Genomic DNA, 21,791 nt, shown 5'->3' with positions numbered 1-21,791 from the left:
CAGGACGACCGGCCACAAAGGATAGCTGTATGCCTCCGCAGCGGGGGTTATCGGACGCCACCCCCCGCTGGTCGTCGCGCTCAGATTGCGGAGACATCCGGCAGCGCCGTTCCGCTAGAAGGAAGCACAGCGCGAATGGCACGGCAACAGCAGTGACGATATTGCAAGGGCCATGGCTTCGCGTCTCCGCGACGCCAAAAAGTCTCGTCGTTCCGGTTTCGATGCTGATCGAAGCGCTGAACCGCTTCGCGCCGCCACTGGGATTCAGGTGCTGGAGGAGCCGGCCGGAGCCGCAGTCAGGATCAGGAACTCTGCTCCCTTTGTGGATGATTGCAGTGCGATATCGGCATTGTGGACCCGCAGCAGAGCCCGCACGATGTCGAGCCCCATGCCGGTGCCGCCACTGTCATGGCGCGTCGTAAAAAAGGGCTGGAAGATACGATCGCGATTGCCCTCGGAAATGCCCTGCCCATTGTCGCTGATCGTAAGGGCAAGAGATTCGCCGCGTCTGTTCGCGGCAAGGGTGAGACGCGTCGCCCCGTGTTGCGCCGCATTGTCGGCCAGATGGGCCAGGACGATGCCCAGCGTCTCGGTAGGCAGCGGGATGATGATGTCGCCACCCAGAACAATGAGACCGAGACCACCAGATTGTGCGCGCAGTTCCGGCAGGACCGTCTCCAGTGTGGTCGTGCCGGTGCTGATGGGCATTTCGGCCTGAGCCAGTTCGCGCAGTCGAGCCACAAGGCGCGTGAGCCGATCGGTCTCGGTGATGATCGCGTCCAGGAATTTCTGCCGCTCCGCAGGCGTCATGCTGTCGCCTTCGTCGCGCAGCAACTCGGAGGAGCCCCGGATTGCGGTCAAAGGCGACTTCAGTGCGTGCGATACATGGGCTGCGAAGGTGCGCATGTAATCTGTTCGGTGCATCAAGCGCGATGCAAGGTCCAGGAAGGCCTGCGATAGGGTGGCCAGTTCGGCAGTGCCATAGGCATCGGGCGGGCGGATGGCATTGCGCCCGCCTTCGGCAATCTGATGCGTGCGGGTCACAAGCGCCTCGATCGGCCTCGTGACTGCCCGGGTGAGGACATAGGCGGTCAAGAGCGTAGCGACGAGTGAAGCGATGAGGACGCCGATCTCAAGGGTAGACAGGTCACGTCCGCCCAATAGCCGCACGAGAACAATAAGGCCCGACGGGAGGCCAAGCACCGCAAGCAGCACACCGTAAGCAACCAGCGCGATAGACGGGCGCCATTTGACGGGCACCTGTGGCGCGGACATCACGCACTCGCCTCGATTGCGCCGAGCCGGAAGCCGACGCCGTGCACTGTGGCGATGACATTGGAGCAGCCAGCGGCAAGGAACTTGGCGCGGATATTGCGGACATGGCTGTCGATGGTGCGGTCGGACACGTGCATGCTCGGGCCATAGGCCGAGACAATCAATTGTTCGCGCGAAAACACCATGTCGGGTCGGGCCAGCAAAGTAGAGAGCACCGCAAACTCCAACGGCGTCAGCGTGACGGGTGATGCCCTCCAGGTCACGCTATGGGCCTGACGGTCGAGCCGCAGCGCCCCCTTGACCAGGAGGTCGGACGGCGCCGACGAATCATCGCCGGCGCGCTTTAGGATCGCCTTGACGCGCGCCAAAAGTTCGCGCGGGCTGAAGGGCTTGCTGACATAGTCGTCGCCGCCGATTTCGAGGCCGATAATGCGATCGACTTCCTCGTCGCGGGCGGAAAGAAACAGGATCGGTACCTCCGATGTCTTGCGGATCGTGCGGCACACATCCAGCCCGTCGCGTTCCGGCATGCTGATGTCGAGAACGATCAGATCTGGCGCATGGCGGCGCCAGGCGATCAGGGCCTCGGCGCCATCGCGCGCTGAGGTCACGACCATGCCGGCCCGTTCGAGGGCGAAGGTGATGACGTCGCGGATATGGGGTTCGTCGTCAACGACGAGAATGCGGCTGCTCATGAGGCCTACCTGACGACTACCCTGTCGTTTTGCCGCTTTGGCAGCGCTGAAGCAACAGCATGCCTGACAAGGTAATCCTTGAGACGCTGTGCCCGCCAGGACCAGCCACGCCAATCGCCGGAGTGGTCGCGCAACTCCCGGACCAACTCGGACCGGACTTCGCCGGCCTTGGCCCATAGCCCGCTGCCTGGCACCAGACGCGGCATCAGACGGTCCAGCGCCGGAATCGCGCTGGGCCCCAGCAGGCTCAGATAGTCTATGTCGATCGGGAGATCCTGGCCGGTCAGTTCCCGGCTATGCTCGACATTGAACTGGGCGATATGAGAGCTCAGATCCAACAGCGCTGAGGCGTAGAGTACGATCGTTAGAGCAGCAAAATTGGAGGCGACCAGCCAGGCATTGGAGCGACGCAGCCAGATGCGCAACAGCATCAGCACCAGTCCGACGGCAACCAGGCCCATCCAGATGCCCGCAGCCAGCCGCCACTCGGTCAGCGAATAGACTTCGACATAAAGCTCGAGCCGCAGCATGGCTGAGAGACAGAGCAGAATGTTCTGGGCAATGAACAGATAGACCAGCGCCCTGATCACTCCATCGTCGCGCACAGGACTGCGCTCGCGCATGGCAGCCAGCACGAAAGCGGCGGCCAATAACGCAGTGACAATGAGAGGATACGCGCCGCGATGGGCATATTCGGCATGGCTCATGCCGTCGGGCAAAGCCACGCCGCCCCAAAGAAAGGCAAGATCCATAATGGTCTGTGTGGCAAACAGAGCATTAAAGACAACCAGAGAGCGGAAAATGGCCGCACTGCCAAGCCAGGCGGAGGTCTTAGGCGCAGCATCCTGTACGACCACTTTGCGACGGCGTTTGCGTAGCAATTTGGGGCGCAGCAAAGCCCATATGCCTGCAGCCACAATAAGCCAGAACAGAAAGCGGATGGGGTCGAAAAGCTCGAGCACGGCTTGCGGCCGCACCTTCGACAGCACCGCTTCGATCAGCGGATTGGCTGCTGCGAAAAGAGACGTAAAAACAGCGCCCAGTCCAAGCGGCACGATCCAGGCGACCAGCCAAGGCAGGGCCTTTCGCGCCGCCTGGTGCTGCATCGGCGAGCGCATAGCGACCGCATCGCGGACCATTCGGGTGGGTGCCGGCAGGAACAATCGCAGCAGACTCAAGGGAATATGCTCGAGCCGCGCTGGCATCAGTCGCACAGCCATAAGCGCCGAAAGACCAAGGCCTACAGCGGACAGCAGGAGACCAAGCAGCGTGGCAGACTCGATGAGCGGCAAGGAGAAGGTCAGTGCCATGAGGAAACCGATGGTGCCATAGAGAAAACGACGCCGCCGCCAAGCGACTGAAATTATCGCCAATGCAATTGCGATGGCCGTCAGGAATATATTTATGCCGAAAGTCGCGGCGAACACCAGGATGTCGATCAGGATGACCAGCAGGATTGTCACGGTCGTGACCCAGAGCATAATCCCGGGCTTCTTCTGGACTTTTAGTGTCGTGCTATGCACTGGGCTCCCCTCCATCGATGACATGAAAGGCGCAGCGTGATCGCCGCCGCTCCGGCCTGCATGAATCGGGAGCTCGGCCACCAACCACCAGCCATTGTTCACAATGCTGCTGGGAAGCCGGGGCCCGGATTTCAAAGATGAACAATCAGCGCTGCGCATGCCGCCCAAACTGACGGCCCCGCTTGCAGAATTTGTGCAGCTGATCGGGAGATATCGAGGTCGGTGGCGGTCGAGACCACCAGGACCAAGCGCATCAGCTGCGAGCTCATTGGCCAAGAGCAGCCTGTCAGCCGCGTCCGTGAACTTCTGCCTTTCGGGCAGACATTGCGATTTCCCGAAAGCGGTCGGTCTGGTTGGCGTCTCGGCTACATCAATGACGTGCTGCGGCCACTTGTCCGCAGACCAGCTTCACATAGGATTTTGTGTGATTTGCTGACTGACGGGTTCGCGACCTACTGCGGTCGAAGCTACCGCCAAATTCTGGAATATCGATCTTAAGGTCCTGCATTCCCACTTCTCTTGAATTCAGAAGTGATCGCCGCTTTCCCTGATATCATCAGAGCGGTACAGAATACCGAGATGCGACTGGGAGGATAACGATATTGATGGCGCTTCGACGCGTGCTTTTTACTATTGTCGTCGCCGTGTTCTCCACATTGTCCCTGAGTGTGGCCTTTCTTCTGGGGCGTTCTTCATGGGAAAATGAGCGACCCTCTCAGCCTATTCGGCAGTTGGCGGCCTACGAGCTTGCGCGGGCCATCCCTCCACACGGACTGAAGTTGGCGGGTCGCGATGACTGCACGCCTCCAACAGAGACTGAAACTGCTTTGCTGCAGACCGCTGTGGACGTTTTGGCGTTTCCGCACGAAATGAGCAGATCTCTGGGGAATGGATCGATGCGGCTGCTTTCCAGCCCTCTGATTAGGCGGGGCGAAGAAGCAGTATTTTTTCTGTGCGATGACCAAAATATATTTCAAACGGCCCAGATGTACATTCAGGAAAACGAGCATCTCCTGAAGGGTCGTCTCACTGAATTCGGGTTCGCCCTGATTGGCCGACTTCCGAGCCCGAGTGCCGATCTGGCCCGCAAAGTCGCTGAGAGTGCATTCAGCGATACGCCCCAAGAGTCGGATAGTCTGCGTCGTGATCTTCGCCCCTTGGCCCGGGCGACGCTTGCCTCCATCAAAGGCGCCTCGACGCCATATGCCGATCGAGCTTTCTCAGAGATCACCATCGAGAATTCGATGGGTACCGGGGCTGCACAAATCGCTGTCGCGGGTGGTCACCCTCAAGCTCTGGCCAAAGTCGAACTGTTGATGGACCAGCTGCTGGTCAGCTTACCCGTCGGAGGGCCAGTACCGTGGGATCAAAGAAACAGACTATATGAAATGGCGCAGGCTTTGGCATTCGCTGGTCCGGCGGCCAAGGATCATGTCGGCCCTTTGAAGGAACTGATGAATCGCGAGGTGGAAAGCAATGCCACGATATTCGGGATGGTGTCATTGCCGCCACGGCGTATGTGTCCACTGCTCGAACAGATCCTTCAGGTTCCCATTACTGAGACTGAATACACATATTGTGATCCCTCGGTCGGCCCTTTCGGTCTGGAGCAGTGAGTTTCATGCCGGACTTGGCATACGCCCCGATGGTGGCGGGAACGTCGTTGCGATCGAAGGCGCAATGAGGGAAACTGGGTGAAGCTGCAGTTTTCCGGTCCGCCGGACCCCGAATTCGCGCGGCAGAAGCGGCTCAATCCTGTCCTCGGGCTGGTCTTCCGGCTGATCAGCCGGAAGGTCCGGCAGGCGGCAAAGCGGGCCGGCACCGGCTATGTTTTCCTGTTCATGCAGGCAGATGGCGCCCAATTGGCGAAAATCACCGAACTGGTCGAAAGCGGTGCGATCAAACCGGTCGTCGATCGCGTCTTTCCGTTCGAGGCGCTGAACGACGCGCTCGCCTATATCGAGACGGGACGGGCCAAAGGCAAAGTGGTGATCCGGCTCACCTGATCGGCCTTCCCCGGCAGCGGGCAGGGTCCGGACCGCTCGGCTCCGCGACCGGCGAGGCGCGTCAATCGTCTCGGTCTCGCACCGAACTCCGACCCCTCGCCTCCGCTACCGGTCATAAATCTGCCCCTTCAATCTTGGCGCGCCGGGAGAAAGTGGCTGCGGGAGCGCTGATTGGCTGCGCGCCAAGGCCGCTTCCGAACATACCGAACGCGCTGAAACGGCATGCTCGGCAGCACAGCCGTTTTGGTTTATTTTGTCTATCGCTTCAATAGACAAGATAGACGTTGAGCCGCATGCTCCGGGAACTGTCGATCCCTTCCGGAGCCAACATGAAGCCCCTCTTCCTTGCCTCGGCGGCGCTGCTGCTCTTCCCCGTCGCGCTCGCGACGGCGCAGGACTTCCCCTCCCAGCCTATCCACATCATCGTCTCCGCTGGTCCGGGCGGCAGCCCCGATATCTTCTCGCGGACGCTGGCCCATTACCTCACCGAGCGGATCGGCCAGCCCGTGCTGGTCGAGAACCGCCAGGGCGGGGCGGGCAATCCGGCGAGCGAATATGTCGCCACCTCCAAGCCGGATGGGCACACGCTGCTCGCCGTTTCGAGTTCGCTGGCCTTCAACGACGCGCTGTTCCCCGGGCTGCCGTTCAACCGCGACAGCTTCGTTCCCATCATCGCGGCCATCGGCTCCCAGCAGGTGCTCGCCGTCCATCCCGACCAACCCTTCGAAACGATCGACGATCTGGTCGCGGCGGCCAAGGCCAGTCCCGGCACGATCTCGGTGGCCTCGCCCTCCTGGGGCACCACGGGCCAGCTCGGCGTGCTGCTCTTGCAGGACGAAGCCGATATCGAACTCAACCCGGTGGTCTATCGCAATGCCACCGCCGCCTTTCCCGATGTCGTGGCCGGCCATGCCGATGCCATCTTCGTGACGCTCTCGGCTGCGCTGCCCTTCATCCGCGACGGCGCGCTGCGCCCGCTGGCGGTGACGACGCCGGAGCGTGCCCCTTCGCTCCCCGATACGCCTACCTTCCGCGAACAGGGCTATCCCGGCCTCGTGTGGGAAGACTGGCAGGGCTGGGCCGCTCCGGCCGGCACGCCGCAGGCCGTGATCGACAAGCTCAATGCCGAGATCAACGCCGTCATCGCCGATCCGGGCGCCAATGCGCAGCTGGTCGAACAGGGCTTCGTGCCCCTCGGGGGTACGGTGGCCGAAGCCGTCGCGCTCGTCGATGCCAGCGACGCGCTGTGGCGCCCGATCATCGTGCGCCACAACATCAAGCCGGAGTGATCGGGCCGGGCCGCCCGTCCTGCGGCGGCCCGCCATCGAGGGGCGAGAGATGATCAAGGATTACCGACTGTTCTGGAGTGCACTGGGCCTCGTCGCATTGGGGGGCACGTTCGCCCTCCTGTCGCTGGGCTACCCGCTGGGCACGCTGCACCGCATGGGGCCAGGTTTCTTCCCCCTCGTCCTCGGCTTCATACTGGCCGGGCTCGGGCTCGTCATCCTCCTCGGGGCCGGCACGCAGACCTTGGGCGCAGCGAAGGTCGCGTGGCGTCCGCTCGGGTTCATCAGCGCGGCGATCCTCGCTTTCGGCCTGCTGATCGGGCCCTTCGGCCTCCTCCCCGCCACCTTCGTCGCCGCGCTTTTGTCGGCCTTCGCCGATGCGAGCAGCCGTCCGCTGCCGGTGGTGGTCTATTCGGCCGTGCTGACCGCCGGGGTCTGGGCCGTCTTCGTGCTCGTGCTCGGCATTCCCTTCACCGCGATCAGGGGTGTCTTGTGATGGACATGCTCATCCAGGGCTTTTCCGTAGCGTTTTCGCCCGACAATCTCTTTTACTGCCTCGTCGGCGTATTTCTGGGCACGCTGGTCGGGGTACTGCCGGGCGTGGGCACGCTCGCCTCCATCTCGCTGCTCCTGCCCATGACGTTCTACCTCGATCCCACCACAGCGCTCATCATGCTCGCTGGGGTCTATTACGGGTCCGAATATGGCGGCTCGACCGCCTCGATCCTGCTCAACCTGCCCGGCTCTCCCTCCAACGCCGTCACCTGCCTCGATGGCTACCCGATGGCCCAGCAGGGCCGAGCCGGGGTGGCCCTGTTCATGACCAGCATTGCCTCCTTCGTCGGCGGCTCCATCGGCATCCTGCTGATGATGGGGTTCTCCCCGCTCCTCGTAAAGATCGCCTTCTCCTTCGGGCCCGCCGAATATTTCGCCCTGATGGTGCTCGGCCTCCTCGCCGCGACGGCCATCGCGCAGGGCTCCCCGCTCAAGGGCATCGCCATGGTGGTGGTCGGCATGCTGATCGGCTGCGTCGGCATGGACATTTCGAGCGGCATCCCCCGCTTCACCTTCGGCAACATGGCGCTGTTCGAGGGCGTCAACATGGTGATCCTCGCCATGGGCCTGTTTGGCGTGTCGGAAATCTTCGCCTCGGCCAACCAGCTCACCGCGCGCCTCACGGCCAAGGACATCACGCTGCGCTCGATGCTGCCCACCCGCGAGGACTGGCGGCGATCCGCCCCCTCCATCTTCCGGGGGTCGGGCATCGGGAGCATCATCGGGGCCCTGCCCGGCACCGGCGCCACCATCGCGGCCTATCTCTCCTACACGGTGGAAAAGCAGGTCTCGAAAAACAGGCGCCAGCTGGGGACAGGCGCCATCGAGGGCATCTCCGCGCCCGAGGCGGCCAACAATGCCGCCGTGCAGACCGCTTTCATCCCGACGCTGACCATGGGCATCCCCGGCAGTGCCTCGATGGCGCTGATCCTGGGGGCGCTGATGATGCACGGCATCTATGCCGGCCCCTCCACCATGACCGATCATCCGGACATGTTCTGGGGGCTCATCGCCAGTTTCTGGATCGGCAACGTGCTGCTGCTGCTGCTCAACATCCCGCTCGTGGGCATCTGGGTGCGGCTGCTTGCGCTGCCCTACCGCTATATTTTTCCCGCCGTCATCATCTTCATCTGCGTCGGGGTCTATTCGCTGACCTACAGCTTCACCGATGTCGTGCTGGTGCTCGGCTTCGGGCTCCTTGGCTACGGCCTGAAGCTGGCCGGCTACGAGCCCGCGCCGCTTCTGATCGGCTTCATCCTCGGCCCGCTGATCGAGGAATATCTGCGCCGGGCGATGCTGCTGGCGCGGGGCGATTTCCTCACCATCCTGCAGCGCCCGATTTCGGGGTCGATGCTCCTTGTCTGCGCGCTGCTGCTGGGCTGGGCGCTCTATGTCACCTGGCGCCGCTATCGGCCGGGCGCCCCGGAGCCTCTCCCCACCCCCGCCGAATGACCAACGATCAAACCCCAGGGCCTGCCATGACCTCCGCCACCCTCTCCGCACGTCTGCCCGATACCGGTTTAGCAACCGCGCCGCTTGCGGCCCGCTATGCCGGCGCCGAGCCCCGCCATGCGCTCACCAATCCGGTGATCGATCTCATCTTATCCCGGCGCAGCATCCGGCACTACACCGCTGCCCCGCTGCCCGATGGGGCGCTCGAGGCGATCGTGGCGGCAGCGCAATCGGCGGCCAGTTCGTCGAACCTCCAGGCCTTCAGCATCGTCGCGGTCACCGATCCGGCGCGCAAGGCCCGGCTCAATGCGCTCGCGGGTGATCAGTCGCACATCGCCCGGGCGCCCGTCCTTCTCGTCTGGATCGCCGATCTGGGGCGGCTCCGGGCCATCGCCACCGACAACGGCCAGCCCGGAGACGGTCTCGACTATCTCGAAAGCGTCCTGATCGGGGTGATCGACGCCGCACTGGCCGCGCAATCGGCCGCCATCGCCATCGAAAGTCTGGGGCTCGGCTCCTGCTTCATCGGGGCGCTGCGCAACGATCCGGTCGCCGTCGCAGCTGAGCTTGGGCTGCCCGCAGAATCCTTCGCCGTCTTCGGGCTGACCGTGGGGATCCCCGATCCGGCGGTCACCACCGCCGTCAAGCCGCGGCTGCCCCAGCAGGCCATCGTCCATCGCGAGGTCTATTCGTCCCATCAGGCCGATGCCGAGCTCTCGACCTACAACGAGCGTCTGCGCCTCTTCCAGGCCGGACAGGGCATGCGTTCGATCGATTGGACGCGCCAGGTCGCCGATCGCGTCGGCACCGCGGCGGCGCTGAAAGGTCGTCACCGTGTCGGCACCGCACTGCGCCGCCTCGGCCTCAAGCTCGCCTGACTTCAACCCTTCTTCAAAAGGAGACTAGAATGGGTATTGCAGTGGATCCCAAATCCGTCGTTCCCGGCGGCACCGCCACAAGGGAGCTGATCTACACGATCTGCCCCGTGCTCGTGGCTTCGAACGTCGCCCTCGAACTGGGCTGGATCGAGGACAATCTGGCCAAGGTCGGGGCGCGTGCCACCTATCTGCGGTCGATCGCCGAGCCCGGCATCTGGAAAGCCCATTACAATCACGATTCAGACCGGCTGATCCGCGATGGCGGCAACAGCCCGGCGATCTGGTCGCATGCCGATCTTCGTCCCACCGTGCTTTTGGGGCTCACCCAGGCCCAGCCGGCCGGCAAGATCATCGTGCGGGCAGACAGCGAATTCTTCCGCGTCGGCGATCTCAAGGGGCATCGCTTCGGCATCTATGCCAGCCGCAACGACGGCAAGATTGACCATCGCCGCGCCACCACCGAGCACGGCATCCTGACCACGCTCAAGGTGCACGGCCTCAAGCGCGACGATGTGCAATGGGTCGATGTCGAAGACGCCGATGCCCATGACGAGGCGCCCGCCAATCGTCCGGGCGGCGTTTGGGCGCAGTCGCGCGATGGCTGGAACCGGCTCGCGGGCGGCGTGCGCACCCTCGAGGCCAAGGCCCTCCTCGATGGCCGCATCGATGCGCTTTACGATTATTCGGTGGGCAACGCCGCCGTGCTCGAACGCACCGGCCTGTTCAAGGTCATCGAGGACCTCGACAATTACCCCGACTGGACGCTGCGCATCGCCAACGCGCCCCGTACCCTTGCCGTCAGCAAGGCGTTCGCCGAGGCCAACCGCGACATCGTGGTGGCCTATATCCGCGCCAATATCCGCGCCGGTCGCTGGATCAACGCCAACCCCGATGCCGCCGCCGAGATCTTCCTGCGCACCACCATCTATCCGGATGCGCGCGAGATCGCCAAGGCGCTGCGCAATTACGACCTCGTGCCCAATCTCGATCCGCAGAACCTTGCCGGCCTCGCCATCGAGAAGGATTTCCTGATCGCGCACGGATACATCAGGAACGATTTCGACATCTCGCAATGGGCCGATCCGAGCTATCTCGAAGAAGCCCACGCCACCCTCTGAGCGACTTCGCCACCCACCCCACGCGGGACGCCCTCGGGCGTCCCGTTTGCTTTGGGACCGGCAAGGGTGCCCCCGCCACACAGCGGCATCCGCGCCCCCTGCATGGTCCCGCCACCCCCGCCGCGTCCACTCCTACCCCACCGTGTCACTCCCACCCCACGGCGTCATTCCCACCCCACGGCGTCATTCCGGCGAAAGCCGGAATCCAGTTTCGTTATCGACGCTGCGCATCCCATGCACCTGCCGTCGCCCCCGCGCCACCCCTCACCCCCCACCAAAACACCCCATTCCCACCCCATCAACGCCGCTTTTTCGCACCGGGCCGCTCCCGGAGGACGGAATGTCTCAAGCGGCCCGCATGGCACAAACCCATGCCTTCCTAATCCCGACTGAACAAGTAGTGTATCCGGGCAATCGCAACGGAGGGTTATGATGAACACCAAGACAGTCAGGGTTCTGGCACTGAGCGCACTTCTGGCGTCGCTGGGGATGGGCTTCATCACCACGGTCAGGGCGCAGGACCAGACGATTATCAACGTCTCCTACGACCCCACCCGCGAGCTCTATCGCGAGTTCAACGAGGCGTTCGTCGCCCACTGGAAGCAGGAGACCGGCAAGACCGTGGCTGTCCAGGTGACCCATGGCGGTTCGGGGTCTCAGGCCCGCACGGTCATCGACGGGCTCGAGGCCGATGTCGTCACGCTCGCGCTCGAGAGCGACATCAACGCCATCGCCGATGCCACAGACCTCATTCCCGAGGACTGGCGCGGCAAGCTCGAGAACAACAACGCGCCCTACACCTCGACCATCGTGTTCCTCGTGCGCAAGGGCAATCCCAAGGCCATCGCGGATTGGGGCGACCTGATCAAGGATGGCGTCGAGGTCATCACCCCCAATCCCAAGACTTCGGGCGGGGCGCGCTGGAATCTCCTCGCCGCCTGGGGCTGGGCCAAGGCGCAGCCGGGCGGCTCCGACGACACGGCAAGGGAATTCGTCACCGAACTCTACCGCCACGTTCCCGTGCTCGATACCGGCGCGCGCGGCTCCACCACCACCTTCGTCCAGCGCGGCATCGGCGACGTGCTGCTCGCCTGGGAAAACGAAGCCTATCTGGCGCTTGAGGAACTGGGGCCCGACGCCTTCGACATCGTGACCCCGTCGGTATCCATCCTGGCCGAGCCCCCGGTCGCCATCGTCGATGGCAATGTCGATCGCAAGGGGACGCGCGACGTTGCCCAGGCCTATCTCGACTATCTCTATTCCGATGAAGGCCAGGCGCTCGCCGCCAAGCACTACTACCGCCCCTTCCGTCCGGATGCGGCCGATCCCGAGGACATCGCCCGCTTCGGGAACGTCAACCTCGTGACGATTGCCGATTTCGGCGGCTGGCGCGAAGCGCAGCCGGCCTTCTTCGGGGACGGCGGCATCTTCGACCAGATCTACGTGCCGACCGGTAACTGAAGCATGCAGATCGCCATTCCGCCCAAGGCGAAATGGCGATGGCGGCAGCCGAGCGTCATCCCGGGTTTCGGGCTGACGCTCGGCTTCGTCATCGTCTACTTCTCGCTCATCATCCTCATCCCGCTGATCGGGCTTGCGCTGCGTGCCAGCGGGCTCGGTCTTGGCGGTTTCATCGCAGCCGCCACCGATACCCGCATCCTGGGTGCGCTGCGGGTCAGCTTCGTCAATGCCCTGATCGCAGCGGCAGTCAACGTCGTCTTCGGCACACTCATCGCCTGGGTGCTGGTGCGCTACCGCTTTCCGGGCCGCCGCATCTTCGATGCCATCATCGATCTTCCCTTTGCCCTTCCGACGGCCGTCGCAGGCATCGCGCTCACGGCGATCTATGCGCCCAATGGCATCATCGGCCAGCTGTTCGCGCCCTTCGGCATACGGCTCGCCTACACGCCCATCGGCATCGTCATCGCCATGATCTTCATCGGGCTGCCCTTCGTCGTGCGCACGGTGCAGCCGGTGCTCGAGGAGTTCGCCGTCGAGATCGAGGAGGCGAGCGCGACGCTGGGGGCCAGCCGCTGGCAGACCGTCAGCCGCATCATGCTGCCGGCTCTCGCTCCCGCGATCCTCACCGGCTTCGCGCTGGCCTTCGCCCGGGCGGTGGGCGAATATGGCTCGGTGATCTTCATTGCCGGCAACATTCCGCTGGTGTCCGAGATCGCGCCGCTGCTCATCGTCATCCGGCTCGAGGAGTTCAACTATGTCGGGGCCACCGTCATCGCCTCGATCATGCTGCTGATCTCGTTCGCGCTCTTGTTCATCATCAACCTGATCCAGGCCTGGAGCCGCAGGAGGTTCGGTCATGACTGATCCCGCTTCCGTGCGGTTCGGGGCCCATCCGCCCATAGCGCCAGCCCGCGCCGGGGCGTGGCAGCGCGAAAGCGCCACCAGCGAGAGCCCGCTCGTCAAATGGCTGCTCATCGGCACCGCAATCGCCTTCATGGCGCTGCTGCTCGTTCTGCCGCTCTGGGCGGTCTTTGCCGAAGCCTTCCGGCGTGGCATCGGCGCCTATATCGATGCCCTTTCGATTGCCGACGCGCGCTCGGCCATCCAGCTCACGCTGCTGGTGGCGGCGATATCGGTGCCGCTCAACCTCGTCTTCGGCGTCGCGGCGGCCTGGGCCATCGCCAAATACGAGTTCAAGGGCAAGGCCTTCCTCACCACGCTGATCGACCTGCCCTTCTCGATCTCCCCGGTTATCTCGGGGCTGGTCTATGTGCTGCTGTTCGGCGCCGGCAGCGCGCTCGGTCCGTTCCTCAAGGCCAATGGCATCGAGGTGCTCTTCGCCGTGCCGGGAATCGTGCTCGCCACCATCTTCGTCACCTTCCCCTTCGTGGCGCGCGAACTCATCCCGCTGATGCAGGCCCAGGGCACGGGCGACGAGGAGGCGGCGCTCTCGCTGGGCGCCAGCGGCTGGCAGACCTTCTGGCGCGTCACCCTGCCCAACATCAAATGGGGCCTGCTCTATGGCGTGCTGCTCTGCAACGCCCGCGCCATGGGCGAATTCGGCGCGGTCGCAGTCGTCTCGGGCAAGATCCGCGGGCAGACTACCACCATGCCCTTGCAGGTCGAAATGTTCTACAACGAATACAATGCCTTGGCAGCCTTTGCCCTGGCGTCGCTGCTGGCGCTTCTGGCACTCGTGACGCTGGTGGTCAAATCGCTGCTCGAGTGGCGCTACGGCGATGAACTCGCCGCCACGCGTCGCGGTCATTAGGGAGATCACGCCATGGACGTGTCCATCAAGTCGGTTCGCAAGTCGTTCGAGCGCTTCCCCGCGCTCGACGATGTTTCGCTCGATATCCGCTCGGGCGAACTCATCGCCCTGCTCGGTCCCTCGGGCTCGGGCAAGACGACGCTGCTGCGCCTCATCGCCGGGCTCGAGCGCCCCACCTCCGGCCGCATCTTCTTTGGCAGCGAGGATGCCTCGGAAAAGACCGTGCAGGAGCGCAATATCGGCTTCGTCTTCCAGCACTATGCCCTGTTCCGGCACATGACGGTGCTCGAGAACATCTCCTTTGGTCTCAAGGTGAGGCCCCGCAGCACGCGGCCCGAAGCCTCGGCCATCCGCGCCAAGGCGATGGAGTTGCTCGAGCTCGTGCAGCTCAACGGCCTTGAAAAGCGCTATCCCACCCAGCTGTCGGGCGGGCAGCGGCAGCGCGTCGCCCTGGCGCGGGCCCTGGCCATCGAGCCCGCTGTGCTGCTGCTCGATGAGCCCTTCGGGGCGCTCGACGCGCAGGTGCGGCGCGACCTCAGGCGCTGGCTGCGCGAGATTCATGATCGCACCGGCCACACCACCGTCTTCGTCACCCATGATCAGGAGGAGGCGCTCGAACTCGCCGACCGGCTCTGCGTGATGAGCAAGGGCCGCATCGAACAGGTCGGCACCCCCGACGCGGTCTACGATACACCCGCCTCGCCCTTCGTCTTCGGCTTCATCGGCGAATCGAGCCAGTTGCCGGTCACCGTCGATAACCGCGAGCTCTGGGTGGGTGGGCGGGCCATCGGCTGCCCCGCGCCCGACCGGGTGTCGGGCGATGCGCGGCTGTTCTTCCGGCCCCATGATGTCGAGCTTGCCGAAGGCAATGCGGCCATCGCCGGGGTCGTCACAGGCGCGCGGCGGGTGGGGGGCACGCGGCGCATCGAACTGGCCGTGGGCGGAAACGACCACAAGGTCGAGATCGACCTGCCCTTCGATCACCCGGCCGGCGAACGCAGCCGCATCGCCTTCCGGCCCAAGCGGTTCCGGCTGTTCGACCCGGTGGCGGCCTGATCGGCGGCTGCATGGCCTCCTGCCGAAAAACCGGCTAGCCTGTCCCTCGGGGCGGGCAGTGCCGGAGGACAGGGTCTTGAGCAGGCTGACGCATCGCGAACTTCACATGGTCCATCGCATCGGATGGCTCCGCGCCGCCGTGCTGGGCGCCAATGACGGGCTCGTTTCAACCTCGAGCCTCGTGGTGGGTGTCGCCTCGGCGGGTTCGGACCATCAGGCCATCCTGATCGCCGGGCTTGCGGGGCTCGTTGCCGGTGCCATGTCGATGGCGGCCGGCGAATATGTGTCGGTGAGCTCGCAGTCCGATGCCGAACAGGCCGACCTGGCTCGTGAGCGGACCGAGCTCGGCAGCGATCCGGCCGGCGAGCTCGACGAGTTGACCGGCATCTACCAGGCGCGCGGGCTCGATTACGCCCTTGCCCGCCAGGTCGCCGAACAGCTGACCGCCAAGGATGCGCTGGCGGCCCACGCCCGCGACGAGCTCGGCATTTCCGAGACCATCGAGACCCGTCCGGTACAGGCGGCGCTCGTCTCCGCGCTGACCTTTGCGGCCGGCGCGGTGCTGCCCATCCTCGTCGCCCTCTTTGCGCCCACCGGACAGGTGGGATGGATCGTAGCCGGCTCCACGCTTGTCGGCCTCGCCGTCCTGGGCAGCCTTGGGGCATCAGCAGGCGGCGCGGGTCTGGTCCGGGGCGCCATCCGCGTCACCTTCTGGGGCGCCATCGCAATGGCGGCGACGGCCAGCATCGGCGCCATTTTTGGCGTTGCGGCCTAGGGGCCTTTTGTCGGGAAACCCGACCAGCAGCGTTTCACCCGCTCAAGGCGGTGGCGAAACGCGTCCGTCACGCCTCACCCGCAGCGGCCCAGCACCTGGGCGATGGCGGCGTTCGAACCGCGCGCGCCGAAGACATTGGCGTCGCGCATCTCCAGTCCGCTGCCCCCGGACGGCAGGAAAGTGATGCGCATCTCGGCGCGCGCCCTTTGGGCGATGCGCGCCCAATCCCTGGCCACCGGTCCCCGCACGATTACCGATGAGCCATCGAGGTGGATGAGCGGCATGTCTTCGGCAAAACTCGACCCGTCGCCCCTCGCCACCCGGCTCCCCGCAGCGGGATCGGGCGTTATCGCAAGGCTGGCGAGCCCCGCGCGCGCCACCGTCTCATGGGGCCTGCGCACCCAATAACCCATCGTCAACTCACCCCCGCGGCAGGCGAACTGGAACAGCGCCGGCCCGTTGTCGACATAGGCGATCGGGGTGGGCGCATCCTCATACTGCCATTGGGCAGCGGCCGGGGTGGCGAGCATCAGGCTAAGGACGGCGGCAACGAGTAAGCGCATGGTCGCTCCGAATTCGAGACGGGCGCACTGCGCACCCGAATCCCCTAACACTTCCTTGCCATCGCGGTTGCCGGGCGCCGTTCAGGCAATAGCCGTGATTACAACCGACGCTCCGGCCACGCTCGTTTCCTCGCCCAAGACCTTGCCCATCAGCGCCCGCGCCATGGGTGAGCCGATGGAAATCGTGCCGGCGCGCGGGTCCGCCTCGTCTTCCCCCACGATACGATAGGTCTGCACCCGCCCATCCTCGCGCTCGACTGTAACGATGCTGCCAAACGCCACCCGTTCGGCGTCGACGGGCGGCGGCACCAGCTGCGCGGTCCGCAGCCGTTCGGAAAAATAGCGCATATCGCGCAATGGCCCCGCGGCCTGCCGGCGCCGTTCATTGACGTCCTCGATCGCCATCGCCGCCTCATAGGCTCTGCGCGCCGTCGCCAGCATCGCCTCGAGCCCGGCGAGGCCTTCCCTGGTCACAAGGTTCGGCCCCTCGGGTATCGTCCTGTCGGGCAGGATCGTCTCGGCCGCCGTTTCGGCGCTGTCTTCCTTGGTAAAAGCAACACTCACCGCGCTCTCCTCCGTCCCACCCTTTGCCGCGTCAATGCCGATGATGCACGTGGGTTGCAAGACCTGCGACGGCGTGCAGGACGCCATCGCGAGTGACGAGGTTCTGATGCTGAGGCTTCCAAACGACCGGAGGACCGCGCGCTCTGCGCGGATGGCTCGGCGCAGTGGCGCTCTTCCGGTATTAAGGAAGGTCGTCATCCTGAGGAGCCCCACAGGGGCGTCTCGAAGGACGAGGACCGGGCACGCCGAACGCCCCTTCCCACTCGCAGCGCTATCTCGCTCCTGCGTTCCCACCCCCATCCCCAACTTATCCCCACCCCCACCAACCGCCCCCATAATGCGCCTCATCTCCTACCCGGGCGGTGTCGCGACGAACGATCGGGGTGGGATGCGGGTGCGGGGCCGGTCGCGGGCCTGCAGGCCGTCGATGATGCGTATGGCCAGAGGGCCAAGGCCAGGACGGGGGCTCAACACTCCCGGGACCCGGGGACATAGCCCAAACGCCCCGTTCGCATCCCGATCAAGCCAAAAATCCCGAACACCCGGCGAGGCGCAAGTCTCACCACACTGCGGACCACCCGCTTCGAGGCAAACCGCCTCGCCGGGCCGCCCAACCTCTCCCGGAACCCGGATGGGCCACGCCCTGCCGGCGCATCCGGCTGCCACCATTCCGCCGCGATCGTGCCGCAGGCAAAACCCCATGCGCATGTTCAGAACAGCCCTTGCGGCCTTCGCCCTCACAATCCTTCCCGCCGGCGCGGCGTTGGCGCAGCTGAGCCCGCCCGTGGCCCGCGTCACGGGCAATCTTGCAGTGCATGCCGGGCCGGGCAGCGATTACCGCGTCATCGACAGGGTGCGAAATGGCGAGTCGGTGCTGCTTGCCGAGTGCACCCGCGGCCAGGCCTGGTGCCGGATCGAGGGGTCGGGCTGGGTGCGCGGCTCCTATCTCGTCGGCATGGCTGCCAAGGAGCGGGTCAGCCCCGTGCCCCTGCTCGATCCCCTGTTCCGCGACCAGCGCGGACATCGCGGCTGGGGACTGATGCCCTGCGGCAGCTTCGATCCGTTCTGCTGAACCGCGCATTCATCCAAGGTTCAGCCGCAATCGGCAACTCTGCGCCCCTGAGGTCGTTTGCTTATCATCAACAAGCCATCAGGGAGATTCTCCATGACGCTCAAACGCACCGCCATCGCCGCCGGTCTGGCACTGGCAGGCATCATCGCAACATCGGCCGCAAGCTTTGCCGCCCCTGCCGTAGCCACCGGCAGCGTCAATGTCCGCACCGGGCCGAGCACGAGCTATCGCGTCGTCGATACCCTGCGCCCCGGAGAGCGGGTCGAGATCGAATACTGCCAGGGCAGCTGGTGCAATATCAGCCGGCCGGGTCCGGATGGCTGGGTCTCGGCGAGCTATCTTGCCCGCGGCGGCGCGGCGCCCCGTCCGCCCGTGTACCGCCCGGCGCCCCCGCGTCCGCCGATCTATCGCCCCGCCCCGCCGCGCTACTGGGACGGCTATGATCGCCGCGATCGCCGCTGGGACGACCGTTGGGATCGGCGCTGGGACAACCGCTGGGACCGCAACCAGGTCTGCTTCGGCGGCGCCAATGCCCGGTTCTGCGTCAGCGACTAAAGCCGTTTTCGCCTGACCACACGAGACGCCGCTTCCTCAAGGAGGCGGCGTCTTGTTCTTGAGCCCTGCCCCGCCTATGTCTACGCCGTCGCTACGGAGCGTTCGATGAAACCCTATATGCGCTGGGCCTATGGCCTGATCCTGTTCGGCCTCGGCCTCTTCATGCTGGAGCGCTTCGGCCTCTCCACCCTGTCGGGCCCGCAACATGCCGGCGTGCATCTCGACCCCAATCTGCTCTCGGCGATGGTGATCGCGCCGATCGCGCTGGTGTTTGCCGGCTGCATCGTCTTCATGGTCGGCAAGATGCGGCGCTACTGAGCGCTGCGAGTATACATCGCGCCGCCGTCATTCCACCCGCAGGCGCTCGGGGTCGAGCCCCAGGCGCTCGAGCGGCGCGCGGATGCGGCGGCTCATGAATTCGTTGATGCCGTAAACCGCGACAGCCGCCACCACGATGGCGATGCCGAAGCCGCGCACGCCTTCCATCGTCCCCACGACGATAGCTGCGAGAAAGCCAATCCCCGCAGCCCCGATCAGCACCTGGATGCGCCGCTCGGTCTGGATGCGGAAATTGCGCGCCCCCGAAATCAGCAGGTCGCGCAGTTCGGTGTCGGTCATGTCGGCCAGGTCGGGATGCGCGCCACCCCGCCTGATGGTGACGATATAGGCATCGGCGCGCCTGGCGGCGAGCGCCTCCCGCTCCGTGCCGCGCTTGCCGCGCATCAGCCCGTTGGCGATGAAGCCGAGTAGCAAGAGGCCTGCGGCGGCAGCGAGCAGGTACGTCATGGCGGCACTCCTTTGGCTGGGCATCACACATGCCCGCAATCGCCGCCCGGTTCAACCTTTCGCGGTAAGCAGCACCTGTCCCCGCCGATGCCGGTCGCCGTATGATGCAACGATCGCGCGGTGATCCGGCACCACTTGGCTCCGCGTAAGTTGATTACGCAGCACATGCGCAAGGAATAACCCGTGACCCGATATCTCGTGCTCTACGCCTCCTGCGCGCTGATCTTCTTCCCCCTCGATTTCGCTTGGCTTTCCACCATGGGCCCGCGCTTCTACAAGCGGGAGCTGGGGACACTGCTGCTCGACCAGCCCAATTTCATCATCGCCGCGGGTTTCTACCTCGCCTATGTGGCGGGCCTCGTCATCCTGGTGGCGGCGCCTGCCGAGGGCGATGTGTGGAAGGCGGCGGCGCTGGGCGCAGTGCTCGGCTTTGTCGCCTATGGCACCTATGACCTCACCAATCTCTCGACGGTGCGCGGCTTCACCCCCGCGGTCGCCCTTGTGGACATGGCCTGGGGCACGATATTGAGCGCTGTCACCGCCGCAGGAGGCGTGTGGATAGCCAGCCGCTTTGCATGATTGATCGACAACCGCTCGACGCCCTTCTCGCCGATATCCGCGCCTGCACGCTCTGCGCCGAGCACCTGCCGCTGGGGCCGCGTCCCGTGGTGCGCGTCGCCCCGACGGCGCGCATCCTCATCGTCGGGCAGGCGCCCGGCACCCGCGTGCACGAAACCGGCATTCCGTGGAACGACCGCAGCGGCGAGCGCCTGCGCCAGTGGTTGGCCCTGCCGCCCGAGCAGTTTTACAACGAGAGCCGCATCGCCATCGTCCCTTCGGGCTTCTGCTATCCCGGCGTCGATCCCAAGGGAGGCGACAAGCCGCCCCGGCCCGAATGCGCGCCCCTCTGGCACCCGAAAATCCTGCCGCATCTGGGTGAACGCCGGCTGACCCTGCTGGTCGGGCTCTACGCCCAGCGCTATTATCTCGGCATGTCGAGGGGGCGCACCATGACTGAGACTGTCGCGCGCTTTGCCGAAGTGCTGCCCGAATTTTTTCCCCTGCCCCATCCCAGCTGGCGCTCCACCGGCTGGCTCAAGCGCAATCCGTGGTTCGAAGCCGATGTGCTGCCCGTGCTTCGGGCAAGGGTCGCCGAGGCGCTCGATCTGCCGCTTCCGGCTCACGCCGAGATCTCGCCATGACGCTTATGCGCTGGGGCAAGGGGCTGATGCTCTGGGGGCTGGTGGCGCTGCTCATCGCGGGTGCGCCGGCCATCCTTCTGGGCCTGCTCCCGCCCGCCTTGAGCCAGGGTTTTCTGGGCCTTCTCGCTGCGCTTATGAGCCTCAGCGTCGTGCCGCTGGCGGCTCTTGTGGTGCTGGCGGGGTTGATCCTCTGGCTTGCAGGTCGGCTGCGAGGCGACCCCTTCTGAGCGCCAGCTGCCGTTCGCGGGCCATCACGGCCAGGCCTGCGAGCACGATCACCAGACCGCCCATCAGCGCAACGGTATCGATCAGGTGACCGAAAAACAGGTAGCTCAACACGATGCCCCAGGGCAGCGCCATGTAGTTGAACGGCTGCACCACGCTCGCCGGCGCCGCCGTCAGCGCCTCGATCATCAGCCAGTGCGCCGAAACCGAGGAAACCATGATGAAGGCCGTCAGCGCCATTCCAGGCCCATCCAGCGGCGTCCAGAAGAAGATGCCGACGCCCGAGGTCAGCACGAGCCCGATCAGCCCCATATAGGCCATGCTGGTCGCCGTGCTGTCCTCCCGCGCGACCCGGCGGGTAAAGGCGATATAGAGCGCGTAGCACACCGCCGCGAGCAGCGCATAGGCCACTCCGATCTCGAACGGCACGAAGCCGGGGCGGATGATGATGAGCGCACCGACGAGCCCCGCGCCCACCGCCGAGAGCCTGAAGATGCCCACCGTCTCCCCGAGAATGGGAATGGCGACCAGGGTCACCAACAGCGGATAGATCAGGATCATCGCCTGCAATTCGGCCAGCGGCACGGTGCGTGTCGCGGTCGAGAACATCCAGATATCGGCGACCAGCAGCACGGCGCGCGCCACCTGGAACCATGGCACTTTCGACGCGAAAGCGCGCGTAATCGGGCCCTGCCGCGACACCAGCCAGAGCGAAAAGGCCCCGAAGGCCCAATAGCGCATCATCGTCACCTGGAAGGGCGAATAGCTCTCAACCAGCATCTTGGTAGCCGCATCCTGCAACCCGAAGATCAGGATGGCGACGACGGAAAGAACGATGCCGCGCGCGATGTTGTCGCTCTTGGCGCCGGCGGCAGGTATGGACATCGAAAGATCCGCTTCCTCGATGGGCTCAGGGCGATTCGCCGCCTCAGGCCCCGGGCTGTTGCCCTTGCCCCTGCCCTAGCCGGTTGCG

General features: G+C 64.9%; 24 protein-coding genes and 1 pseudogene. 18 read left to right on the top strand and 7 right to left on the bottom strand.

Annotated features, from left to right (window positions below; genetic code table 11):
* Positions 1 to 264 precede the first annotated feature (264 nt).
* The 3 genes from BT183_RS02465 to BT183_RS02455 are packed head-to-tail and all read right to left on the bottom strand — an operon-like array spanning position 265 to position 3,493.
* Positions 265 to 1,275 carry a HAMP domain-containing sensor histidine kinase gene (locus tag BT183_RS02465; RefSeq protein ID WP_072338814.1) on the bottom strand — a complete coding sequence of 337 codons (1,011 nt, stop codon included), beginning with the start codon at positions 1,273 to 1,275 and terminating at the stop codon, positions 265 to 267.
* Positions 1,275 to 1,970: a response regulator gene (locus tag BT183_RS02460; RefSeq protein WP_072338813.1), complete on the bottom strand. Its 696-nt coding sequence runs from the start codon at positions 1,968 to 1,970 to the stop codon at positions 1,275 to 1,277. Before BT183_RS02460 ends, BT183_RS02465 begins: the two co-directional genes overlap by 1 nt.
* A gap of 5 nt (positions 1,971 to 1,975) precedes the next feature.
* Positions 1,976 to 3,493, bottom strand: coding sequence for a DUF4153 domain-containing protein (locus tag BT183_RS02455; protein ID WP_177282357.1), 1,518 nt, complete (start codon positions 3,491 to 3,493; stop codon positions 1,976 to 1,978).
* Between the two features lie 605 nt (positions 3,494 to 4,098).
* On the opposite strand from BT183_RS02455, the gene BT183_RS02450 reads away from it, so the two are divergent.
* From BT183_RS02450 to BT183_RS02395, 12 genes and pseudogenes are all read left to right on the top strand, one after another.
* Entirely contained in the window at positions 4,099 to 5,109 is a 1,011-nt protein-coding gene (locus BT183_RS02450; protein WP_143145626.1) for a hypothetical protein, read from the top strand.
* An 84-nt stretch (positions 5,110 to 5,193) separates the two neighbouring features.
* A pseudogene (locus tag BT183_RS02445) lies at positions 5,194 to 5,499 on the top strand (zinc-binding dehydrogenase); the annotation flags it as partial.
* A 329-nt stretch (positions 5,500 to 5,828) separates the two neighbouring features.
* Positions 5,829 to 6,788, top strand: a complete 960-nt coding sequence (locus BT183_RS02440; RefSeq protein WP_072338809.1) for a Bug family tripartite tricarboxylate transporter substrate binding protein — start codon at positions 5,829 to 5,831, stop codon at positions 6,786 to 6,788.
* A 49-nt stretch (positions 6,789 to 6,837) separates the two neighbouring features.
* A complete protein-coding gene (locus BT183_RS02435) occupies positions 6,838 to 7,281 on the top strand; it encodes a tripartite tricarboxylate transporter TctB family protein (RefSeq protein WP_072338808.1) in 444 nt (147 codons plus the stop codon).
* A complete protein-coding gene (locus tag BT183_RS02430; protein WP_072338807.1) occupies positions 7,281 to 8,792 on the top strand; it encodes a tripartite tricarboxylate transporter permease in 1,512 nt (503 codons plus the stop codon). The genes BT183_RS02435 and BT183_RS02430 overlap by 1 nt, the downstream gene beginning before the upstream one ends.
* 26 nt (positions 8,793 to 8,818) lie before the next feature.
* Positions 8,819 to 9,670 carry a nitroreductase family protein gene (locus BT183_RS02425; protein WP_072341404.1) on the top strand — a complete coding sequence of 284 codons (852 nt, stop codon included), beginning with the start codon at positions 8,819 to 8,821 and terminating at the stop codon, positions 9,668 to 9,670.
* Between the two features lie 29 nt (positions 9,671 to 9,699).
* Positions 9,700 to 10,788: an ABC transporter substrate-binding protein gene (locus tag BT183_RS02420; protein ID WP_072338806.1), complete on the top strand. Its 1,089-nt coding sequence runs from the start codon at positions 9,700 to 9,702 to the stop codon at positions 10,786 to 10,788.
* A 489-nt stretch (positions 10,789 to 11,277) separates the two neighbouring features.
* Positions 11,278 to 12,249 (top strand): sulfate ABC transporter substrate-binding protein, encoded by a 972-nt coding sequence (locus BT183_RS02415; RefSeq protein ID WP_244545274.1) that lies wholly within the window; start codon positions 11,278 to 11,280, stop codon positions 12,247 to 12,249.
* A 3-nt stretch (positions 12,250 to 12,252) separates the two neighbouring features.
* Positions 12,253 to 13,113: a sulfate ABC transporter permease subunit CysT gene (gene cysT / locus BT183_RS02410; RefSeq protein WP_072338804.1), complete on the top strand. Its 861-nt coding sequence runs from the start codon at positions 12,253 to 12,255 to the stop codon at positions 13,111 to 13,113.
* On the top strand, positions 13,106 to 14,020 hold the full coding sequence (cysW, locus tag BT183_RS02405) for a sulfate ABC transporter permease subunit CysW (RefSeq protein ID WP_084603198.1): 915 nt from the start codon (positions 13,106 to 13,108) through the stop codon (positions 14,018 to 14,020). The genes cysT and cysW overlap by 8 nt, the downstream gene beginning before the upstream one ends.
* Positions 14,021 to 14,032: 12 nt before the next feature.
* Entirely contained in the window at positions 14,033 to 15,076 is a 1,044-nt protein-coding gene (locus BT183_RS02400; RefSeq protein WP_072338803.1) for a sulfate/molybdate ABC transporter ATP-binding protein, read from the top strand.
* A 106-nt stretch (positions 15,077 to 15,182) separates the two neighbouring features.
* On the top strand, positions 15,183 to 15,851 hold the full coding sequence (locus BT183_RS02395; protein WP_210185452.1) for a VIT1/CCC1 transporter family protein: 669 nt from the start codon (positions 15,183 to 15,185) through the stop codon (positions 15,849 to 15,851).
* 74 nt (positions 15,852 to 15,925) lie between these two features.
* On the opposite strand, the gene BT183_RS02390 is transcribed toward BT183_RS02395, so the two are convergent.
* Together BT183_RS02390 and greA are read right to left on the bottom strand one after the other, a co-directional pair.
* The gene (locus tag BT183_RS02390; RefSeq protein ID WP_143145623.1) at positions 15,926 to 16,414 is read right to left on the bottom strand and encodes a hypothetical protein; all 489 of its coding nucleotides are present in this window, start codon (positions 16,412 to 16,414) and stop codon (positions 15,926 to 15,928) included.
* 81 nt (positions 16,415 to 16,495) lie between these two features.
* On the bottom strand, positions 16,496 to 16,978 hold the full coding sequence (gene greA, locus BT183_RS02385; RefSeq protein WP_072341396.1) for a transcription elongation factor GreA: 483 nt from the start codon (positions 16,976 to 16,978) through the stop codon (positions 16,496 to 16,498).
* Positions 16,979 to 17,678: 700 nt separating this feature from the next.
* Between greA and BT183_RS20645 the strand changes: the two genes are divergently transcribed.
* The 3 genes from BT183_RS20645 to BT183_RS02370 all read left to right on the top strand — a co-directional run bounded on the left by BT183_RS20645 (position 17,679) and on the right by BT183_RS02370 (position 18,923).
* Positions 17,679 to 18,050, top strand: coding sequence for an SH3 domain-containing protein (locus tag BT183_RS20645; protein WP_072338800.1), 372 nt, complete (start codon positions 17,679 to 17,681; stop codon positions 18,048 to 18,050).
* A 93-nt stretch (positions 18,051 to 18,143) separates the two neighbouring features.
* Positions 18,144 to 18,605 (top strand): SH3 domain-containing protein, encoded by a 462-nt coding sequence (locus tag BT183_RS02375; RefSeq protein WP_072338799.1) that lies wholly within the window; start codon positions 18,144 to 18,146, stop codon positions 18,603 to 18,605.
* Between the two features lie 105 nt (positions 18,606 to 18,710).
* A complete protein-coding gene (locus BT183_RS02370; RefSeq protein WP_072338798.1) occupies positions 18,711 to 18,923 on the top strand; it encodes a hypothetical protein in 213 nt (70 codons plus the stop codon).
* 27 nt (positions 18,924 to 18,950) lie between these two features.
* Here BT183_RS02370 and BT183_RS02365 read toward each other — a convergent pair whose 3' ends face one another.
* Positions 18,951 to 19,391 (bottom strand): hypothetical protein, encoded by a 441-nt coding sequence (locus tag BT183_RS02365; RefSeq protein WP_072338797.1) that lies wholly within the window; start codon positions 19,389 to 19,391, stop codon positions 18,951 to 18,953.
* Positions 19,392 to 19,574: 183 nt separating this feature from the next.
* Between BT183_RS02365 and BT183_RS02360 the strand changes: the two genes are divergently transcribed.
* The 3 genes from BT183_RS02360 to BT183_RS20395 are packed head-to-tail and all read left to right on the top strand — an operon-like array spanning position 19,575 to position 20,820.
* Positions 19,575 to 19,970, top strand: coding sequence for a DUF2177 family protein (locus BT183_RS02360; protein ID WP_072338796.1), 396 nt, complete (start codon positions 19,575 to 19,577; stop codon positions 19,968 to 19,970).
* Entirely contained in the window at positions 19,967 to 20,593 is a 627-nt protein-coding gene (locus BT183_RS02355) for a uracil-DNA glycosylase family protein (protein WP_072338795.1), read from the top strand. Before BT183_RS02360 ends, BT183_RS02355 begins: the two co-directional genes overlap by 4 nt.
* On the top strand, positions 20,590 to 20,820 hold the full coding sequence (locus BT183_RS20395) for a hypothetical protein (protein ID WP_143145622.1): 231 nt from the start codon (positions 20,590 to 20,592) through the stop codon (positions 20,818 to 20,820). Before BT183_RS02355 ends, BT183_RS20395 begins: the two co-directional genes overlap by 4 nt.
* Here BT183_RS20395 and BT183_RS02350 read toward each other — a convergent pair.
* Positions 20,735 to 21,703 carry a DMT family transporter gene (locus BT183_RS02350; protein ID WP_072338794.1) on the bottom strand — a complete coding sequence of 323 codons (969 nt, stop codon included), beginning with the start codon at positions 21,701 to 21,703 and terminating at the stop codon, positions 20,735 to 20,737. The two genes, BT183_RS20395 and BT183_RS02350, sit on opposite strands and share 86 nt — an antisense overlap.
* Positions 21,704 to 21,791 lie beyond the last annotated feature (88 nt).

It is taken from the genome of Devosia enhydra, from assembly GCF_900119845.1.
Lineage (GTDB): Bacteria > Pseudomonadota > Alphaproteobacteria > Rhizobiales > Devosiaceae > FPKU01.
The sequence above is the reverse complement of the archived record's forward strand: the minus strand, read 5'-3'. Positions and strand labels throughout refer to the sequence as shown.

What these genes read in the sequence shown, in the direction of transcription:
- cysW (WP_084603198.1), top strand. Translation starts at nt 13,106, where the DNA reads ATGACTGATCCCGCTTCCGTGCGGTTCGGGGCCCATCCGCCCATAGCG.
- cysT (WP_072338804.1), top strand. Translation starts at nt 12,253, where the DNA reads ATGCAGATCGCCATTCCGCCCAAGGCGAAATGGCGATGGCGGCAGCCG.
- BT183_RS02435 (WP_072338808.1), top strand. Translation starts at nt 6,838, where the DNA reads ATGATCAAGGATTACCGACTGTTCTGGAGTGCACTGGGCCTCGTCGCA.
- BT183_RS02420 (WP_072338806.1), top strand. Translation starts at nt 9,700, where the DNA reads ATGGGTATTGCAGTGGATCCCAAATCCGTCGTTCCCGGCGGCACCGCC.
- BT183_RS02430 (WP_072338807.1), top strand. Translation starts at nt 7,281, where the DNA reads ATGGACATGCTCATCCAGGGCTTTTCCGTAGCGTTTTCGCCCGACAAT.
- BT183_RS02440 (WP_072338809.1), top strand. Translation starts at nt 5,829, where the DNA reads ATGAAGCCCCTCTTCCTTGCCTCGGCGGCGCTGCTGCTCTTCCCCGTC.
- BT183_RS02425 (WP_072341404.1), top strand. Translation starts at nt 8,819, where the DNA reads ATGACCTCCGCCACCCTCTCCGCACGTCTGCCCGATACCGGTTTAGCA.
- BT183_RS02415 (WP_244545274.1), top strand. Translation starts at nt 11,278, where the DNA reads ATGGGCTTCATCACCACGGTCAGGGCGCAGGACCAGACGATTATCAAC.
- BT183_RS02355 (WP_072338795.1), top strand. Translation starts at nt 19,967, where the DNA reads ATGATTGATCGACAACCGCTCGACGCCCTTCTCGCCGATATCCGCGCC.
- BT183_RS02365 (WP_072338797.1), bottom strand. Translation starts at nt 19,391, where the DNA reads ATGACGTACCTGCTCGCTGCCGCCGCAGGCCTCTTGCTACTCGGCTTC.
- BT183_RS02465 (WP_072338814.1), bottom strand. Translation starts at nt 1,275, where the DNA reads ATGTCCGCGCCACAGGTGCCCGTCAAATGGCGCCCGTCTATCGCGCTG.
- BT183_RS02460 (WP_072338813.1), bottom strand. Translation starts at nt 1,970, where the DNA reads ATGAGCAGCCGCATTCTCGTCGTTGACGACGAACCCCATATCCGCGAC.
- BT183_RS02450 (WP_143145626.1), top strand. Translation starts at nt 4,099, where the DNA reads ATGGCGCTTCGACGCGTGCTTTTTACTATTGTCGTCGCCGTGTTCTCC.
- BT183_RS02400 (WP_072338803.1), top strand. Translation starts at nt 14,033, where the DNA reads ATGGACGTGTCCATCAAGTCGGTTCGCAAGTCGTTCGAGCGCTTCCCC.
- BT183_RS02375 (WP_072338799.1), top strand. Translation starts at nt 18,144, where the DNA reads ATGACGCTCAAACGCACCGCCATCGCCGCCGGTCTGGCACTGGCAGGC.
- BT183_RS02370 (WP_072338798.1), top strand. Translation starts at nt 18,711, where the DNA reads ATGAAACCCTATATGCGCTGGGCCTATGGCCTGATCCTGTTCGGCCTC.
- BT183_RS20395 (WP_143145622.1), top strand. Translation starts at nt 20,590, where the DNA reads ATGACGCTTATGCGCTGGGGCAAGGGGCTGATGCTCTGGGGGCTGGTG.
- BT183_RS02390 (WP_143145623.1), bottom strand. Translation starts at nt 16,414, where the DNA reads ATGCGCTTACTCGTTGCCGCCGTCCTTAGCCTGATGCTCGCCACCCCG.
- BT183_RS02350 (WP_072338794.1), bottom strand. Translation starts at nt 21,703, where the DNA reads ATGTCCATACCTGCCGCCGGCGCCAAGAGCGACAACATCGCGCGCGGC.
- BT183_RS02395 (WP_210185452.1), top strand. Translation starts at nt 15,183, where the DNA reads ATGGTCCATCGCATCGGATGGCTCCGCGCCGCCGTGCTGGGCGCCAAT.
- BT183_RS20645 (WP_072338800.1), top strand. Translation starts at nt 17,679, where the DNA reads ATGCGCATGTTCAGAACAGCCCTTGCGGCCTTCGCCCTCACAATCCTT.